This is a genomic window from Xenorhabdus ishibashii (assembly GCF_002632755.1).
GTDB lineage: Bacteria > Pseudomonadota > Gammaproteobacteria > Enterobacterales > Enterobacteriaceae > Xenorhabdus > Xenorhabdus ishibashii.
Genome location: NZ_NJAK01000001.1, coordinates 2,838,350 through 2,855,985, shown reverse-complemented (window position 1 = coordinate 2,855,985; position 17,636 = coordinate 2,838,350). Strand labels below are relative to the sequence as shown.

At 44.1% G+C, this 17,636-nt stretch carries 12 protein-coding genes, 6 tRNA genes and 1 pseudogene; 15 read left to right on the top strand and 4 right to left on the bottom strand.

Features of this window, described 5'->3' with window-relative positions; translation table 11 throughout:
• Positions 1–18: 18 nt before the first annotated feature.
• On the top strand, positions 19–552 hold the full coding sequence (fldA, locus tag Xish_RS13605) for a flavodoxin FldA (protein ID WP_099118293.1): 534 nt from the start codon (positions 19–21) through the stop codon (positions 550–552).
• Between the two features lie 186 nt (positions 553–738).
• Positions 739–1,188 (top strand): ferric iron uptake transcriptional regulator, encoded by a 450-nt coding sequence (gene fur / locus Xish_RS13600; RefSeq protein WP_074022359.1) that lies wholly within the window; start codon positions 739–741, stop codon positions 1,186–1,188.
• 153 nt (positions 1,189–1,341) lie between these two features.
• Here the strand turns inward: fur and Xish_RS13595 are convergent, their stop codons facing one another.
• The 3 genes and pseudogenes from Xish_RS13595 to nagE form a co-directional block, all read right to left on the bottom strand.
• Complete coding sequence (locus tag Xish_RS13595; protein ID WP_099118292.1) at positions 1,342–4,047, bottom strand: beta-N-acetylhexosaminidase; 2,706 nt, start codon at positions 4,045–4,047, stop codon at positions 1,342–1,344.
• A gap of 221 nt (positions 4,048–4,268) precedes the next feature.
• Complete coding sequence (gene glnS, locus Xish_RS13590) at positions 4,269–5,936, bottom strand: glutamine--tRNA ligase (protein ID WP_099118291.1); 1,668 nt, start codon at positions 5,934–5,936, stop codon at positions 4,269–4,271.
• 203 nt (positions 5,937–6,139) lie between these two features.
• Positions 6,140–7,633: pseudogene (nagE, locus tag Xish_RS13585) on the bottom strand (N-acetylglucosamine-specific PTS transporter subunit IIBC); the annotation flags it as partial.
• A gap of 382 nt (positions 7,634–8,015) precedes the next feature.
• Between nagE and nagB the strand changes: the two are divergent.
• The 9 genes from nagB to Xish_RS13540 all read left to right on the top strand — a co-directional run bounded on the left by nagB (position 8,016) and on the right by Xish_RS13540 (position 12,073).
• The gene (gene nagB, locus Xish_RS13580; protein WP_099118290.1) at positions 8,016–8,822 is read left to right on the top strand and encodes a glucosamine-6-phosphate deaminase; all 807 of its coding nucleotides are present in this window, start codon (positions 8,016–8,018) and stop codon (positions 8,820–8,822) included.
• A gap of 24 nt (positions 8,823–8,846) precedes the next feature.
• Entirely contained in the window at positions 8,847–10,004 is a 1,158-nt protein-coding gene (gene nagA / locus Xish_RS13575) for an N-acetylglucosamine-6-phosphate deacetylase (protein WP_099118289.1), read from the top strand.
• Positions 10,005–10,016: 12 nt separating this feature from the next.
• Positions 10,017–11,240 (top strand): DNA-binding transcriptional regulator NagC, encoded by a 1,224-nt coding sequence (nagC, locus tag Xish_RS13570; RefSeq protein WP_099118288.1) that lies wholly within the window; start codon positions 10,017–10,019, stop codon positions 11,238–11,240.
• Positions 11,241–11,395: 155 nt separating this feature from the next.
• Positions 11,396–11,472: transfer RNA gene (locus tag Xish_RS13565), tRNA-Met, on the top strand.
• A gap of 5 nt (positions 11,473–11,477) precedes the next feature.
• Positions 11,478–11,562, top strand: a tRNA-Leu gene (locus Xish_RS13560).
• A 69-nt stretch (positions 11,563–11,631) separates the two neighbouring features.
• Positions 11,632–11,706 (top strand) — tRNA-Gln (locus Xish_RS13555).
• 84 nt (positions 11,707–11,790) lie between these two features.
• Positions 11,791–11,865: transfer RNA gene (locus tag Xish_RS13550), tRNA-Gln, on the top strand.
• 41 nt (positions 11,866–11,906) lie between these two features.
• A tRNA-Met gene (locus Xish_RS13545) sits at positions 11,907–11,983 on the top strand.
• Positions 11,984–11,998: 15 nt separating this feature from the next.
• Positions 11,999–12,073 (top strand) — tRNA-Gln (locus Xish_RS13540).
• Between the two features lie 247 nt (positions 12,074–12,320).
• Here Xish_RS13540 and ubiF read toward each other — a convergent pair.
• Positions 12,321–13,508 carry a 3-demethoxyubiquinol 3-hydroxylase gene (gene ubiF / locus Xish_RS13535; protein ID WP_099118287.1) on the bottom strand — a complete coding sequence of 396 codons (1,188 nt, stop codon included), beginning with the start codon at positions 13,506–13,508 and terminating at the stop codon, positions 12,321–12,323.
• A gap of 213 nt (positions 13,509–13,721) precedes the next feature.
• Between ubiF and miaB the strand changes: the two genes are divergently transcribed.
• The 4 genes from miaB to corC all read left to right on the top strand — a co-directional run bounded on the left by miaB (position 13,722) and on the right by corC (position 17,636).
• Positions 13,722–15,152 carry a tRNA (N6-isopentenyl adenosine(37)-C2)-methylthiotransferase MiaB gene (miaB, locus tag Xish_RS13530; RefSeq protein WP_099118286.1) on the top strand — a complete coding sequence of 477 codons (1,431 nt, stop codon included), beginning with the start codon at positions 13,722–13,724 and terminating at the stop codon, positions 15,150–15,152.
• Positions 15,153–15,176: 24 nt separating this feature from the next.
• Positions 15,177–16,223, top strand: coding sequence for a PhoH family protein (locus Xish_RS13525; RefSeq protein WP_099118285.1), 1,047 nt, complete (start codon positions 15,177–15,179; stop codon positions 16,221–16,223).
• Positions 16,220–16,687, top strand: coding sequence for an rRNA maturation RNase YbeY (ybeY, locus tag Xish_RS13520; protein ID WP_099118284.1), 468 nt, complete (start codon positions 16,220–16,222; stop codon positions 16,685–16,687). The genes Xish_RS13525 and ybeY overlap by 4 nt, the downstream gene beginning before the upstream one ends.
• 70 nt (positions 16,688–16,757) lie before the next feature.
• Positions 16,758–17,636, top strand: coding sequence for a CNNM family magnesium/cobalt transport protein CorC (gene corC / locus Xish_RS13515; protein WP_099118283.1), 879 nt, complete (start codon positions 16,758–16,760; stop codon positions 17,634–17,636).

Here is a 17,636-nt window from a genome sequence, read left to right as displayed (position 1 = left end):
AAGAGGTTAACCCATTTTATGGCAATAATAGGTATATTCTTCGGTAGTGATACAGGCAACACAGAAAACATCGCCAAAATGATCCAAGAAAAATTGGGCGGTGCTGATGTTGCTGAAGTCCACGATATTGCCAAAAGCAGCAAAGAAGACATTGAAGCCTTCGATATCCTGCTGCTTGGCATCCCAACCTGGTATTACGGCGAAGCTCAGTGTGACTGGGATGATTTTTTCCCAACGCTGGAAGAGATCAACTTCGAAGGGAAACTGGTTGCTTTGTTCGGCTGTGGTGACCAGGAAGATTATGCAGAGTACTTCTGTGATGCTATGGGCACCATTCGCGATATTATTGAACCTCATGGTGCCATTATTGTAGGCCACTGGCCAACCGAAGGATATCACTTTGAAGCCTCTAAGGGCATGGCGGACGATAACCATTTTATTGGTCTGGCCATTGATGAAGATCGTCAACCAGAATTGACGGATGAGCGCGTTGAAGCCTGGGTACAACAGATCACGGCTGAAATGAGCCTGTCAGAAATTCTGGGTGCTTAATAAGAAGATAAAAGCCCTTTCAGGCAGGATTATTCTTGCATAATGTGTCATGATATCTGAATAGGCATGGTTTTCATTTTTAATATCCATGCCTATAATCAGCAACGTGAAACAGAATCATGATTCCCTCACGATACCCCCAAGTATCACAAGTTCACTTAACTCAAGTTACAGGACTGAATCCGCATGACCGACAACAATAAAGCATTGAAAAATGCTGGACTTAAAGTAACACTTCCACGACTGAAAATTCTGGAAGTGCTACAGGACCCAGAATGCCATCATGTCAGTGCGGAGGATCTCTACAAAAAGCTGATTGATATCGGTGAAGAGATTGGCCTCGCCACTGTCTATCGCGTGTTGAACCAGTTCGATGATGCCGGCATTGTCACGCGCCACAATTTTGAGGGCGGTAAATCGGTTTTTGAACTCACTCAGCAACATCACCATGACCATCTGATTTGTCTCGACTGCGGTAAGGTCATTGAATTTAGCGATGAGTTTATTGAAGAGCGTCAGAAAAATATTGCTGAGCGTTATGGAATCAAGCTCTCAAACCACAGTCTTTATTTATATGGTCACTGTGCTGCTGGTGACTGCCGCAAGGATAACGCACTGCATGATGAAAAAGCATGATAGGTAAACAAGCGCCAAATAAGGTAACTGAAATAATCCGCTTCTGGTGTTTGTTCGTCTGAATAAGCTACTGCCGATTAGAATTCCAACTAATCGGCAGATTACCTTATTAATCTATTGCTCTGATTTCCCCTCATTGCTCAAAAGCAGCCGTTAGAATTTAACTTCATCGATACGGCTAAAGCGTTTTCCATCAGTACTGACAGAGCGAATTTTCACATTGCCGCTGACATGAGGTCGCTGCCTGTCATTGTAATCCTGCCATGTTTTCCCATTATCCAATGAGTATTGGATAACCATTCCCGGTAATGCAATATTGGCTTCCAGTGTTCCAGAAACAATTCGGCCGCCCGGTACAGGCAAACGATATGAAATTTTGTCTTTATCCAGCTTAGCCAGCTCACGCTGCCCGATCAGATTAGCAAAGCGCTCCCAGTCATGTTGCAGGAGAGTTGTATCAACATAGTGTGTTATTCCGCCTTTATATTCTCTGCCTTGCTGGTAATTCTGCTCCCATCTGGCTTGATGCCATGCCCGTTCCGCCAGCGGCAGTAAACGCGGATAAATCATATATTCCATTTGATCATCGGTGCGCACGGTTTCACTCCATAATTGCCCCGATACACCATAAGCGCCCGGCCAGCGTTTATTGCTATGAGCATTAAAGTGATTGCCATCCCGATCCACCGAGGTTTCAGCATTTTGTGGCATATTGTTCGGAGCAAAGCTGAAAATTTTCGCTTCATCATTAAAGCGAGTTGCCCAATAATAGCCCCGCTCTTTCGGATGGACTTCATATGGCATATCCAGATAGACATAATCAGGGCTGGAAACAATGACCCGATAACCTTTATTCGCCCAGTCATTGACAGAATCATAACCTCCCCAATACAGGGTATCCCAGAAGTTCACCGTCACCTGTTTAGTCGCAAAATCTTTTGCCGATTTAGCCTGTTTCAGTCCATCCTGCCATACCTGCATGGTGCTGATACCGTGGGCATTAACGATTTTGCTGACTTCAATGGCAAAATAACTGGCAAGTTCATCTACATCTTTAATAACACCTTGCGCTATCATTTTCTGACAAGCCTGAGATTTTGCCCACGGCTTGTCTTCGATTTTTTGGTTGATAATCCCTTTGTCTGGCACAATTGTCCCATTTTTGTCCTGATATCCTGCCCCCAAACGGATATTTTTCGCCTCATCGCCACCAAAATGCCATGTATTTAACGGCAGACCCGCTTCTTTGTGCATGGCAACAATTTCGCTAATCACTTTATTGATAAATCGTTTTGCCGAATCCATGCACGGGTTAAGGTAACTGTGGCGATCATAGAACTGCACGGAGGTGGTATTCGAGGTATCTGTCTGATCAAGCAGGCGATATTCATTAGCTTCCTGCTCTTTGCCCTGCGCCATCAGTTTCTTATAGCGCGCTTCCATCGACATCACTGCGGCACGAGCGTGGGCGGGTATATCAATTTCTGGGATCACTTCTATCTGACGGGCTTTGGCATAGTTCAGAATATCAATGTAATCCTGACGGCTAAAATAGCCACTTCCCATATTGTTATTCTCTGGCCCTGATCCCAATTGCGGCAATAAGCACTGAGTCTCACTCAAATCATGGCAACGTTGACTGCCGATTTCAGTCAATTCCGGTAAATCAGGGATTTCTAAACGCCAACCTTCATCATCACTCAAATGGAAATGGAACTTGTTCAGTTTATAGCGGGACATTTGGTCAAGCAGACGCAAGACAGCTTCTTTGCTATGAAAATTTCGCCCAACATCAAGGAACACACCGCGATATTCAAACCGAGGTGCATCTTTTGCCGTCAGTGTCGCAATCTTTGGCATACCATTGGCAGGAAGTAAGGAAAACAGCGATTGTAGGCCATAGAATACACCAGATTGATCAAATGCGATGATTTGTGCCCCTTTGGTGGTAATCTCCAATAAATACGCACCTTTTATTCGCCAAGGCTTGGTAAATTGGTTTGCGTTGATTTGAGTTGCTATTCGGTAACCGTTATCCGTTAAATGAATATCACGGGCTTTAAAACGTTCCCTGATCACGTTAATAGTTTCGCCGCTCAACCCGCCCAACTCTAATTTCACGCCACGGGATAAATCCACATCCTGGGAATGAACGGAAAGCTCTCTCGGTGTCGGAATAATCTGCCCTCGCAGTTTATCTTCACTGATCGTTGCCACTTGTTGGTTTTTTGCAAAGCGGTTTTCAGGCGTCATCAGGGTATTGTTATCCGTTGTGGTTCGTTGCCACTGTTCGCCTTTCAGATCAGATAAAAATTCGCTGATGTTTTCAGTATCGGTATTTGCCAAGATTTTGGGCGTCGCATCACCAGAAGTTGCATACCAACGCGGCATAAAATCTGTACTGTAAATCTGCCAATATTCACCAATAATGGGTAACACGATCTCTTCATTGGCTTTGATGCCCGTAAATTGCTTCGTTGGCTCCAGTTTATGTAAGTCACCGGTAATATGGGTGATTTTGTATTGATCATTATCCAATTTCAGGATTTGGCGAATACTGTGAAAATAGAGCGCCCAATCGGAAGAGTTGATTGCCTGATCACCATTGCTCAAGGTAATGTTAACCCGATTACAGGCCGCCGAATCAGCGCCAAGAATGGCACAATCTGTACCATGTGCACCCGCCTGATTATCAATGACTTTGAAATTAACTTTTAACTGACTGAGTAAATCCACAATCTGTTGTGATGACATGGATTGCTGCAATGACATTGGTGATGCCATTTCTGCATGAGCGTTGCCTATAAATCCAACTGCCGTGATAAATGCTGCCAAAGTACGTAATTTAATAGTTTTCATAAATTACCTCGTCCGAACTTATTATTTTTTCAATGGGCAAATTTTGGGGCAAATAATGTACAAGTCTGGCCAGGCAATAACCCTACATAACATGTGACTATAAGGCAATTTTTAATCTTACCTGAAGGAGTTAATTTTCATTACAAGGCTATCAAGCACAAAAAAGCGTGAAAATAATCACGCTTTTTTGTGGGAAGGATCACATTATCTTGGTGAGATTATTACTCTTGCGAAATTTTTGCCCAAGTATCGCGCAGGCCAACCGTACGGTTAAAGACCAGATGTTCAGCACCTGAGAGACGGCTATCAGCACAGAAATAACCTTCGCGCTCAAACTGATAGGTTGTTTCTGGTAAAGCATTTGCCAACCCTGTTTCGACAAATCCTTTACGGATCACCAGCGAATTCTGATTGATAGTAGACAAGAAGTCAGCTTCTGCCCCTGGGTTTGCTACGCTAAACAGACGGTCATACAGATAGAATTCTGCCGGTACACCGTGTGCTGCGCTTACCCAATGAATGACACCCTTAACCTTGCGACCATCGGCTGGATCTTTGTTCAGGGTTTGCTCGTCATACTGACAATAAATTGTCGTGATATTGCCTTCTGCATCTTTCTCAACTCGCTCGGCTTTAATCACATAAGCATTACGCAGACGGACTTCTTTACCCAGAACCAGACGCTTATATTGGCGGTTTGCTTCTTCACGAAAATCTGCACGATCAATGTAGACTTCGCGACTGAACGGCACTTCACGGCTGCCCATTTCTGGTTTGTTCGGATGGTTAGGCATTGTCAGAATAACTTCACCTTCCGGCATGTTTTCAATCACCAGTTTCACTGGATCAAGAACCGCCATCGCGCGCGGTGCATTTTCATTCAGATCATCACGGATGCAGGATTCCAATGCGGCCATTTCAACGTTGTTATCCTGTTTTGTCACACCAATACGACGACAGAATTCACGAATAGAAGCCGCAGTATAACCACGACGACGTAATCCAGAGATAGTTGGCATACGTGGGTCATCCCAACCATCAACGATTTTTTCTGTCACTAACTGGTTAAGTTTACGCTTGGACATCACCGTATATTCCAGATTCAGGCGAGAAAACTCGTACTGACGTGGATGACAATCAATCGTAATGTTATCCAATACCCAATCGTACAAACGTCGGTTATCCTGAAATTCCAGTGTACAGATGGAATGGGTGATCCCCTCCAGCGCATCAGAAATACAATGCGTGAAATCGTACATTGGATAGATGCACCACTTATTGCCTGACTGGTGATGCTCGGCAAATTTAATACGATAGATCACCGGATCACGCATAACAATGAACGGGGATGCCATATCAATTTTGGCACGCAGACACGCCTTACCTTCAGCAAATTCACCGGCACGCATTTTTTCAAACAGAGCCAGGTTTTCTTCTACACTGCGATCACGATATGGACTGTTTTTGCCTGGCTCTTTTAACGTACCGCGATATTCACGGATCTCTTCTGGACACAGTTCATCGACATACGCCAGACCCTTATTGATTAATTCAATCGCGTATTGATACAGGGTATCGAAATAGTCGGAAGAATAGCGAATATCCCCACTCCACTGGAAACCCAACCACTGAACATCAGTTTTAATCGATTCAACGTACTCGATATCTTCCTTGACGGGGTTTGTATCGTCAAAACGTAGGTTGCATTGTCCCTGATAGTCTTGAGCGATGCCAAAATTCAGGCAGATCGACTTGGCATGGCCGATATGCAGATAACCGTTGGGTTCAGGTGGGAAACGGGTATGTACGGATGTATGTTTACCAGTTGCCAGATCTTCGTCAATAATCTGACGAATAAAGTTTGTCGGGCGGGCATCTGCCTCACTCATCGTTTTTTCCTCAATGCAAAAAGCGCTTCAACATAACCTTCTATAATCTAATAAGCTGAACCGAGAAACAATACTTTGTTCGTGGGAAATGGTGGAATGGGTAAAGTTAGTGCGGAAAAGCGGGAAGTTCAAAAGCTTCCCGCTACAAAATCAACCAATTCGATGATTATTCAATACCACAATTAGTTGATCTACTTAATAAAACCTTTCGCTAATAAGTCACGCATAGCATTAGCTATCAATTCCGCGCGAGTCCCAACAACAATTTGTACACTCTGTTTATTCAGGCGAATAACCCCTGAAGCACCAAGGTGTTTCACCAATTGATTATTGACTAAATTTGAGTCTTTAACTGACAAACGCAATCTGCTGATACAAGCATCAATACTTGTCAAATTATCTGCCCCTCCCACAGCGGCAATATATTGACGCGCTTCTTCCTCAATATCGTGTACAGAGTGACGGTCTTTCTTCACCATATCGACATCATAGCCATCAGTTTCATCTGTGGCCGATAATTCACGTCCGGGGGTCATCAAATTGAATTTTTTGATGGTGAAACGGAAGACAACATAATAAAGGCAAAAGAACACCAAACCCTGCAAAATCAACATGTACCAATGGACAGCCAGTGGATTACGCGAGGAGAGTAACATATCAACAAATCCCGCACTGAAGCCGAAACCGGCAATCCAGTGCATTGCCGCTGCAATGTAAACCGAAATTCCCGTCATGATGGCATGCAAAACATAAAGCACTGGTGCAACAAACATGAAAGAGAACTCTAGCGGTTCAGTTACGCCTGTAAAAAAGGCCGCAAATGCTCCGGCCATCATGATACCCGCAACTTTGGTTTTATTTTCAGGCCGAGCACAGTGGTAAATCGCCAACGCAGCTCCTGGTAAGCCAAACATCATAATCGGGAAAAAACCCGCCTGATAACGACCAGTGATCCCCATAATAGCAGTGCCTGCTTCAATGGATTTCTGACCACCGAGAAAGTTAGGAATGTCATTAATACCAGCAACATCAAACCAGAATACTGAGTTCAGAGCATGATGCAGACCAACAGGTATCAATAGACGGTTAAAGAAGGCGTAAAGACCTGCTCCCGTTGAACCAAGACCCATGATGCTTTCACCAAATGCCACCAGCCAATCATAAACTACGGGCCAAATGACTATCAGGATAAAAGAGACAATAATCATCAAGAAAGAGTTCAAGATGGGTACTAAACGACGACCGCCAAAAAAAGACAAAGCCTGTGGCAGTTCTACTCTGCTGTAGCGGTTATACAGCTCAGCGGAGAATACACCTACCAAGATCCCAACAAATTGGTTATTTATCTTGCCAAATGCCTTGGGAACTTCTTCAATCGGAATACTTTTAATCATTGACACTGCTGCCGGAGAACATAATTTCATGACAACAATAAATCCGATAAGTCCAGCTAATGCAGCGGCTCCATCTTTATCTTTCGACATACCATAGGCGACACCAACTGCAAACAGCATTCCCATGTTATCCAAAATGGCATTACCTGATGTGATCAAAAATGCCGCCAACGCGTTATCGGCTCCCCATCCCGTTGGATCAATCCAATAACCTATACCAACTAATATTGCCGCTGCCGGCAATGTTGCCACAGGCACCATCAATGCCCGCCCAATTCGTTGTAAATAGTTCAGAATGTTCACTTATGCCCCCTTGAAGCTCCGTTAATGGAGTCTTTTAGTTAATTAATGATAAATGCCATTATTTATCTATTTATTGTGAAAGGATTTTTTAGTCTAAAAAAAATATTTTGTATCGCAAATTAAATCCCTCTGATTTGTGATTAACATCACCGCATTAGGTGAATTATCAATCAAAAACATAGCTATAACACAAAACTTATTTTATTATGAAAAATATCTCTATCACACTGAATGGGGCAAGACTCCACATAGAAAAGTATGATGTGCGCTTCTGTTCCAAAACTATCACGCACTACACTGATAATATTGAAATTCAAATATCACGTATGTCGTGTATAACTTATCTTCATTAAATTTTTTAATGCTTTTTTAAGAGGTAATCATGAGGCTAATTCCCCTAACGACGGCAAGTGACGTTGGCCGATGGTCTGCTCACTATATTGCAAGCAGAATTAATGAGTTCAATCCAACGGCTGAACGCCCTTTCGTACTAGGGCTTCCCACAGGCAGTACACCACTGGCAACCTATAAGGAACTGATTTCCCTATATCAGGCTGGAAAAGTAAGCTTCAAACATGTTGTGACATTTAATATGGATGAATATGTTGGACTATCGGAAGATCATCCCCAAAGCTATCATTCATTTATGTACCATAATTTCTTCAACCACATTGATATCCCAAACGAGAACATCAATTTGTTAAACGGAAATGCGGAAGATATTAATGTTGAATGTCAACGTTACGAAAATAAAATCAAATCCTATGGCAAGATACATTTATTTATGGGGGGTGTTGGTAATGATGGGCATATTGCCTTTAATGAACCGGCATCTTCTCTTTCTTCACGTACGCGAATTAAAACACTGACCCTTGAAACGCGAACTGCCAATTCCCGTTTTTTCAATAATGATGTGGAACAAGTTCCCAAATATGCATTAACCGTTGGTGTAGGTACGTTAATGGATGCTGAAGAAATCATGATCTTGGCAACCGGAATGAATAAAGCGCAAGCTCTGCAAGCCGCAGTAGAAGGGAATGTTAACCATATGTGGACAGTAAGCTGTCTCCAGATGCATCCAAAATCACTCATTGTCTGTGATGAACCCGCCACCATGGAATTGAAAGTAAAGACTGTGAAGTATTTCCACCAGTTAGAAGCTGACATCGTTAATGAATTCGCCAGCTAAACTGATTCAGGAGTAAAGATATCAATGTACGCATTAACTAATAGCATTATTTATACCGGATATGACAGGCTCGATAACCATGCAGTCATTATTGCGGATGGTTTGATTAAACAAGTCTGTCCGGTCAACGAGTTACCAGAAGAAATTGAAAAACACGATTTACATGGTGCAAATCTCGCTCCGGGATTTGTTGATCTACAAGTGAATGGTTGTGGTGGTGTCCAGTTTAATGAGCGATTGGAAGATATTTCAGAAGAGACTCTGCATGCCATGCAGCAAACCAATCAGCGTTACGGTTGTACCAGTTTCCTGCCTACCCTCATTACCAGTCCCGATGAATTAATGATAAAAGCCATTGAAGTGATGCGCGCCTATCTGCAAAAAAATCCCAATCAGGCATTAGGACTGCATCTGGAAGGACCTTATATCAACCCCATAAAAAAGGGGACTCACAATCCAGCTTATATTCGCAAACCCACTCTTGAAATGGTTAATTACCTGTGTCTGAATGCGGATGTTATTACCAAGATCACACTCGCTCCTGAAATGGTAGAAAGCAAATATATTCGACAATTGGCCGAAGCGGGCATTACTGTTTCTGCTGGTCATTCCAATGCCACCTATGAAGAAGCTCGGCATGGTTTCCAAAATGGTATTACGTTCTCTACCCACTTATATAATGCCATGCCGCCGATTTCTGGCCGTCAGCCAGGGCTGGTTAGTGCCATTTATGATTCACCAGAAGTCTATGCCGGCATAATCTGTGATGGAATGCATGTATCATGGCCAAATGTCCGCAATTCCAAGAGATTAAAAAATGAAAAACTTATCTTGGTAACGGATGCCATCGTTCCTGCCGGACTTGCTTCCGATGCTATGGAACAATTTACCTTTGCTAATAAAACAATATATTATCGAAATGGCTTATGTGTTGATGAAAATGGAACACTGAGCGGCTCATCAATCACAATGATTGATTGTGTTAAAAATAGTGTGGAACATGTTGGTATTGCTTTGGATGAAACGTTGCGAATGGTAACGCTTTACCCAGCCCGCGCAATCGGTATTGATAAACATCTCGGTACGATTGAGTCTGGCAAGGTAGCGAACCTGACCGCATTTACTCACGATTTCAAAATCTGCAAAACCATTGTTAACGGAAATGAAATTAAACAGCCGTGAGTATAGAGACTGATGAGTAATGAGAACGCACAGAAGCAAATTGGTAATATTGATTTAGTCAAACAGCTAAATAGTGCTGTGGTCTACCGGCTGATTGATCAGCATGGGCCAATATCACGTATCCAGATTGCGGAAGAGAGCCAACTTGCCCCTGCTAGCGTAACCAAAATTACTCGTCAGTTACTGGAACGTGGCCTGATAAAAGAAGTCGAACATCAGGCCTCCACTGGCGGAAGACGCGCAATCTCTATTATTACTGAAACACGCCATTTCCATACTATTGGAGTCCGACTTGGGCGCCATGATGCAACCGTGGCGCTATTCGATATGAGTGGCAAGACGTTAGCGGAAACACATTATCCTGTGCGGGAAAATACTCAGCAGGAAGTCGAGAAACGGATTATTTACGCCATTGAAAGTTTCATCGACAAAAACCAGCACCGGATCCGTGAATTGATCGCAATTTCCATTATTCTGCCCGGACTGGTTGATCCCGACCAAGGTATTATCCGCTATATGCCCCACATTAAGGTAGATAACTGGCCTCTGGTTAAGAACCTCAAAGAACATTTCAATACCTGCTGTTTTATTGGTCATGATATTCGCAGCCTTGCATTAGCAGAAAATTATTTCGGGGCAACACGTGATTGTGAAGATTCCATTCTGGTGCGTATCCATCGCGGTACGGGGGCGGGTGTTATTGTTAACAACAATATTTTACTCAACAAACTCGGCAATCTGGGTGAGATAGGCCATATCCAAATCGATCCTCTGGGTCAACGTTGCCATTGTGGTAATTTTGGTTGTCTGGAGACCATCGCTTCTAATTCAGCAATAGAAACTAAAGTACAACAACAATTACTCCAAGGGTTTCCAAGTCAGCTTGCCTTGGATAATTGCAATATCCATGCAATTTGTCTTGCAGCCAATGCAGGTGATCTGCTGGCAACAGAAGTCATCAGACAAGTAGGGTTCTATCTTGGCAAGGCTATCTCAATCGCGATTAACCTATTTAACCCTCAGAAGGTAGTGATTGCCGGAGAAATCACTGAAGCAGAACAGGTATTGATGCCGACTATCAAAAGCAGCATCAATACCCAAGTATTAAAAGCATTCCGCGAAGACCTCCCCGTGGTGGTTTCTGAGCTAAATCACTGTTCAGCAATTGGAGCATTCGCATTAACGAAACGCGCGATGCTTAATGGCGTATTGTTGCAACATCTTCTTGGAGGATAAATCCCACTATTTTCGCCGAGTTTGTCGGCAAAACGATTATAAGACAAACAAACAAACGATTTTGTGCATATTTCTTCAAAAAAGCAGTTGACGCATCTGTCTGATATACGCATAATTCGCCCCGCACCGCCGATGAAGGCAAAGCGAAAAAAGATGGCTACGTAGCTCAGCTGGTTAGAGCACAGCACTCATAATGCTGGGGTCACAGGTTCGATTCCCGTCGTAGCCACCATCTTTGCGGGAGTGGCGAAATTGGTAGACGCACCAGATTTAGGTTCTGGCGCCGCAAGGTGTGCGAGTTCAAGTCTCGCCTCCCGCACCATTTTCTTTATCGGGTTATACTTAGAATGCAGTTTAATGACGATTTTAAGTTTTAGTGTGTTGTTTCAGGTGGGGTATCGCCAAGCGGTAAGGCACCAGGTTTTGATCCTGGCATACCCTGGTTCGAATCCAGGTACCCCAGCCATTTTTACTGAAACAATAAATTAAAATGAGATAGTGTCAACTAAGCGTTTCGGAAATAACAAAGGTTGCAGTAGTAACATTCAGGTGGGGTATCGCCAAGCGGTAAGGCACCAGGTTTTGATCCTGGCATGCCCTGGTTCGAATCCAGGTACCCCAGCCATATTACTGATAGTTATTACAACTCTTACAAACATTGTAAATGGCTACGTAGCTCAGCTGGTTAGAGCACAGCACTCATAATGCTGGGGTCACAGGTTCGATTCCCGTCGTAGCCACCATTTAAAAACTTCAGTTGGGGTATCGCCAAGCGGTAAGGCACCGGATTCTGATTCCGGCATTCCCAGGTTCGAATCCTGGTACCCCAGCCATAGTTTTCAATAAGTTATATCATGTGACAAGTTGAAAAAGAATATACACTAAGAATATTCTTTAATGCACAGACCACCAATGAAGGTGGTTTTTTTGTTTTACAGCCGTCAAAATCCCCCATAAAAGCCACTTCAGCGATTACCAAATAAATAAGTATTCGGTTATCTACTTCACCAATTCAACAACACACAACTCTTAAAACCAACTAAATTAGCCCCATAAGGGGCTAACAGAAAGTAATATCCATCACAGCCCCAATGCATATTTCAACGCAAGATTTTTCATCACCCCTGAACGTTGTGCGCCCATCAATGCCAAATTTCGTATCGTTTTTAACCCCGGTAAATCACGGCTGAATGCAGTATGGAAAAAATCCATTCCTGCCTGCATCACCAAATTATCCGGCATCCTGCGACGCTGATAACGCATTAAGACAGCCAAAGAATCCCAATCTTCCAACAATTCTTTAGCATGAGTCAGCACCTTGAGTAACACATCAACATCCCGATAGCCTAAATTCACTCCCTGCCCTGCCAGCGGGTTGATGGTATGAGCTGCATCTCCCAGCAAAACTACCCCTTCTTGCACGTAATGGCTGGCATGATGACGAGTCAGTGGAAATGAACCCGCAGCAATCGGGGTAACGTTACCCAGGCGAGTGGGAAATGATTGAAAAATTTCTCGCTCAAGTTGTACCATCGTCATAGATTGCAATTGGCGAATACGAGCGGGGGAATCGTACCAAACCAATGAAGCCCATTGATCGAATAACGGCAGGAAGGCCCTGGGACCAGAAGGAAAAAATTGTTGCCATGTTGTCTCTTGTTGAGGCTGGTCGGTCTTGACACTTATCAGCATACATGACTGCCGATATTGCCACCCGTTACTGCCAATACCCGCCAATTGACGGACTTGAGAGCGGGCACCATCTGCGCCAATAATCAAACGTGTGTCAATTTCTGTGCCATCCGCCAATGTGACCAGCCACGTTTTACTCTCATGCTGACGTAACATAGATTTCAGCGACGTAGGACAAAACAAGGTCAAGTTTGGATAACGCTCGAATTCCTGCCACAATGCCAGTTGCAAGATGCGATTTTCAACCATATGCCCTAACTCTGGCAGCCCTAAACTTTCAGCGTCAAAAATGACATTCGAATCATTTTGCTCCCATGTTTCCAGCTTCCGATAAGGGGCACTGCGCATTCGCAATACGTTTTCCCATGCTCCCAATTGCTTCAATAAATCCACTGAAGCACAGCTTATCGCAGATATGCGAACATCAGGTTCACTATCCGCATCGTAAGACGCGGGGGGGTGGTGCTCCAATAATGCGACTCGCCAACCTTCCTGCGCCAATCCCAATGCTGTCGCAGCGCCAATCATACCTGCGCCAACGACAACGATATCGAATTTTTGTTGTGGATTATTCATATTCATCACGTCATTAACTTATTGATTAAAATAGTCTACCGGAATTTTCCCTTTCCGGCTGTGAATATCCGCTGTTACAGTCTGGTCACTGGTGCCTCAAATGACTACAATAACCAACAATATTATGCTAAATACACTACGTGCAATATTGTGCAATATATTGCGCTTTTCAGCGTTGAAGCATCATTCCACTGGAAACACCGGATACACAAAATGTCGACGATAAAAAAACTGTATATCAAAACCTGGGGCTGCCAGATGAACGAATACGATTCATCCAAAATGGCCGATTTGCTGGAAACCACTCACGGTTATCAGTTAACCGATGTCGCCGAAGAAGCAGATATCTTACTCCTGAATACTTGTTCAATCCGTGAAAAGGCTCAGGAAAAAGTCTTTCACCAACTTGGCCGCTGGAAGGGGCTGAAAGATAAAAACCCTGAAATCATTATCGGTGTGGGTGGTTGTGTTGCTTCCCAGGAAGGGGATTACATTCGCCAGCGCTCACCTAGCGTCGATATTATTTTCGGACCACAAACCCTGCACCGCCTGCCTGAAATGATTAATCATGTAAAAGGCACTCGCAGTCCGGTTGTTGATATCAGTTTCCCAGAAATTGAAAAATTTGACCGCCTGCCTGAGCCTCGTGCCGATGGCCCGACCGCATTCGTTTCCATCATGGAAGGCTGCAATAAATACTGCACATTCTGCGTTGTACCTTACACTCGCGGAGAAGAAGTCAGCCGTCCTTGTGACGATATTTTATTCGAAATTGCACAACTTGCTGCACAAGGTGTACGTGAAGTTAATCTGCTCGGTCAAAACGTTAATGCCTACCGTGGTGCAACGTTTGATGGAGATATCTGCACATTTGCAGAACTGTTGCGTCTGGTTGCGGCTATTGACGGTATCGACCGAATTCGCTTCACCACCAGCCATCCAATTGAGTTTACTGATGACATTATTGCTGTCTACGAAGATACCCCTGAGTTAGTAAGCTTCCTGCATCTGCCAGTCCAGAGTGGTTCTGATCGCATCCTTACCCTGATGAAACGCGCCCATACTGCACTAGAATACAAAGGTATTATTCGCCGTTTGCGTAAGGCTCGCCCTGACATTCTGATCAGTTCTGACTTCATCATTGGTTTCCCAGGTGAAACACAGGATGACTTTGAAAAAACCATGAAACTGATTGCCGATGTTAACTTCGATATGAGTTTCAGCTTCATCTATTCAGCGCGTCCAGGAACACCTGCGGCAGATTTGCCAGATGATGTCAGTGAAGAAGAGAAAAAACAGCGTTTATATCTGCTCCAGCAGCGCATTAACCAACAAGCTATGAGTTTCAGTCGTGCAATGCTGGGCACTACACAGCGCATTCTGGTTGAGGGTCCGTCACGCAAAAATATCATGGAACTTTCTGGCCGTACCGAAAATAACCGTGTGGTTAACTTTGAGGGAACGCCTGACATGATTGGTAAGTTTGTTGATGTCGAAATTGTGGACGTATATGCCAACTCCCTGCGTGGTAAAGTTATCCGTACTGAAGATGAGATGGATCTGCGCATCCATGAGTCACCTGAATCAGTCATTGCGCGTACTCGCAAAGAAGATGAACTCGGCGTTGGCTTTTACCAGCCTTAACAGGCCCTAACATAGAGATAATCAGTGACACAAATAAACTCACAAGTAGCAACCCAAGAAATCTTTCTGGAACCCGCAGACAATCAACGTCTGATGAGTCTGTGTGGACCACTTGATGATAATCTGAAACAACTTGAGCGTCGTTTGGGTATTGAAATCAATCGCCGTGATAATCGTTTCAAACTGGCAGGTAAACCATTGTGTGTTAGTGCGGCTGCGGGGATCTTGCGTCACCTTTATGTCGAAACCGCGCCCATACGCGGTGTGATACCTGATCTTGAGCCTGAACAGGTTCATCTTGCTATTACCGAAAGTCGGGTGCTGGAACAAGCAGCGGAAAGCGTTCCCGAATATGGCAAGGCCGTTAATATCAAAACCAAACGGGGTGTTGTAAAACCCCGTACTCCCAATCAGGCACAATATATCGCTAACATCCTTGATCACGATATCACGTTCGGGGTTGGGCCTGCGGGTACAGGGAAAACCTATTTAGCTGTCGCCGCAGCGGTTGATGCACTGGAACGTCAGGAAATCCGCCGCATCCTGTTGACCCGCCCTGCGGTTGAAGCAGGTGAAAAACTGGGCTTTCTGCCTGGTGATCTCAGCCAGAAAGTCGACCCTTATCTGCGGCCGCTTTACGATGCCCTGTTTGAGATGATGGGATTTGAAAAAGTTGAGAAGCTTATCGAAAGAAATGTCATTGAAGTGGCACCACTGGCTTATATGCGTGGACGTACTCTCAATGATGCCTTTATTATTCTCGACGAAAGCCAGAATACGACTATCGAACAGATGAAAATGTTTCTGACCCGTATTGGTTTTAATTCCAAGGCAGTTATTACCGGTGACGTGACTCAGATCGATCTACCGAGAGGCCAAAAATCAGGCCTGAGTCATGCAATAGAAGTTTTATCTGATGTTAATGAACTGAGCTTTAACTTCTTACATAGTGAAGACGTTGTTCGCCATCCGGTGGTTGCAAAAGTTGTTATCGCCTATGAAGCATGGGAAGCCGCAGAGCAGGAACGTAAAAAAGTGCTCGCAGAGAAACGCCGACAGGAAACACAATGAGTTCAGTCATACTAGATTTGCAAATTGCATGTGAAAACCCCGCAGGGCTTCCCGAAGAAGCCCTTTTCCAGCGCTGGCTGGAAGGTGTTTTACCACAATTTCAGGCGGAAAGTGAAGTGACTATCCGCTTGGTTGATGAGGCAGAAAGCCACGATTTAAACCTTACTTATCGTGGGAAAGATAAGCCAACGAATGTGTTATCCTTCCCATTTGAAGCACCACCTGAAGTTGAATTATCCTTACTCGGTGATTTAATCATCTGTCGTCAAGTTGTTGAAAAAGAGGCAGATGAGCAACAAAAAACGGTCGAAGAACACTGGGCGCATATGGTGGTTCACGGCTGCCTTCATCTTCTGGGATATGACCATATTGAAGACGATGAAGCGGAAGAAATGGAAACTCTGGAAACAGAGATCCTAAAAAAAATGGGTTATGCTGATCCCTATCTCGCGGAAAAAGAATAACCACTGCCAACATTTTTATGTTAAACATAATAGTCTACGATTTTATATGGGGAATTTTCATTAAAACGCCATGAGCGACGACCATCCTTCAAGTAACGATAGCCCTGACCCTAAGAAAGGCTTTTTTGCACTTCTTAATCAGCTTTTCCACGGTGAACCGAAAAACCGTGATGATTTGGTTGAACTGATCCGTGATTCTGAGCAGAACGACCTCATCGATCCTGATACCCGCGAGATGCTCGAAGGTGTTATGGATATTGCTGATCAACGCGTGCGTGACATTATGATCCCACGCTCACAGATCGTTACCTTAAAACGCAACCAATCTCTGGACGAATGTCTGGATGTTATTATTGATTCAGCCCACTCACGCTTTCCAGTGATCAGCGAAGATAAAGATCACATTGAAGGCATATTAATGGCGAAAGATCTGCTACCCTTCATGCGTACAAATGCAGAACCTTTCAGCATTGATAAAGTACTTCGTCAGGCTGTTGTCGTGCCGGAAAGTAAACGTGTTGACCGCCTGCTGAAAGAATTCCGTTCCCAACGCTACCATATGGCGATTGTGATCGATGAATTTGGCGGCGTTTCGGGGCTGGTCACAATTGAGGATATTCTTGAACTGATTGTGGGTGAAATAGAGGACGAATACGATGATGATGACGATAACGATATTCGTGCTTTAAGTCGCCATTCCTATTCAGTACGGGCATTGACTCAAATTGAGGATTTTAATGACGTTTTTGGCACCAATTTCAGCGATGAAGAGGTTGATACTATTGGTGGGCTAGTCATGCAGGCATTTGGGCATCTGCCTTCACGTGGGGAATCCGTCACCATTGATGGCTACCTTTTCAAAGTGGCAATGTCTGATAGCCGTAAAATCATTCAGGTTCATGTAAAAATACCGGATGATGCTGACGTTCCTGGCCTTGATAAACAATAA

What these genes read in the sequence shown, in the direction of transcription:
- fldA (WP_099118293.1), top strand. Translation starts at nt 19, where the DNA reads ATGGCAATAATAGGTATATTCTTCGGTAGTGATACAGGCAACACAGAA.
- fur (WP_074022359.1), top strand. Translation starts at nt 739, where the DNA reads ATGACCGACAACAATAAAGCATTGAAAAATGCTGGACTTAAAGTAACA.
- Xish_RS13595 (WP_099118292.1), bottom strand. Translation starts at nt 4,047, where the DNA reads ATGAAAACTATTAAATTACGTACTTTGGCAGCATTTATCACGGCAGTT.
- glnS (WP_099118291.1), bottom strand. Translation starts at nt 5,936, where the DNA reads ATGAGTGAGGCAGATGCCCGCCCGACAAACTTTATTCGTCAGATTATT.
- nagB (WP_099118290.1), top strand. Translation starts at nt 8,016, where the DNA reads ATGAGGCTAATTCCCCTAACGACGGCAAGTGACGTTGGCCGATGGTCT.
- nagA (WP_099118289.1), top strand. Translation starts at nt 8,847, where the DNA reads ATGTACGCATTAACTAATAGCATTATTTATACCGGATATGACAGGCTC.
- nagC (WP_099118288.1), top strand. Translation starts at nt 10,017, where the DNA reads ATGAGTAATGAGAACGCACAGAAGCAAATTGGTAATATTGATTTAGTC.
- ubiF (WP_099118287.1), bottom strand. Translation starts at nt 13,508, where the DNA reads ATGAATAATCCACAACAAAAATTCGATATCGTTGTCGTTGGCGCAGGT.
- miaB (WP_099118286.1), top strand. Translation starts at nt 13,722, where the DNA reads ATGTCGACGATAAAAAAACTGTATATCAAAACCTGGGGCTGCCAGATG.
- ybeY (WP_099118284.1), top strand. Translation starts at nt 16,220, where the DNA reads ATGAGTTCAGTCATACTAGATTTGCAAATTGCATGTGAAAACCCCGCA.
- corC (WP_099118283.1), top strand. Translation starts at nt 16,758, where the DNA reads ATGAGCGACGACCATCCTTCAAGTAACGATAGCCCTGACCCTAAGAAA.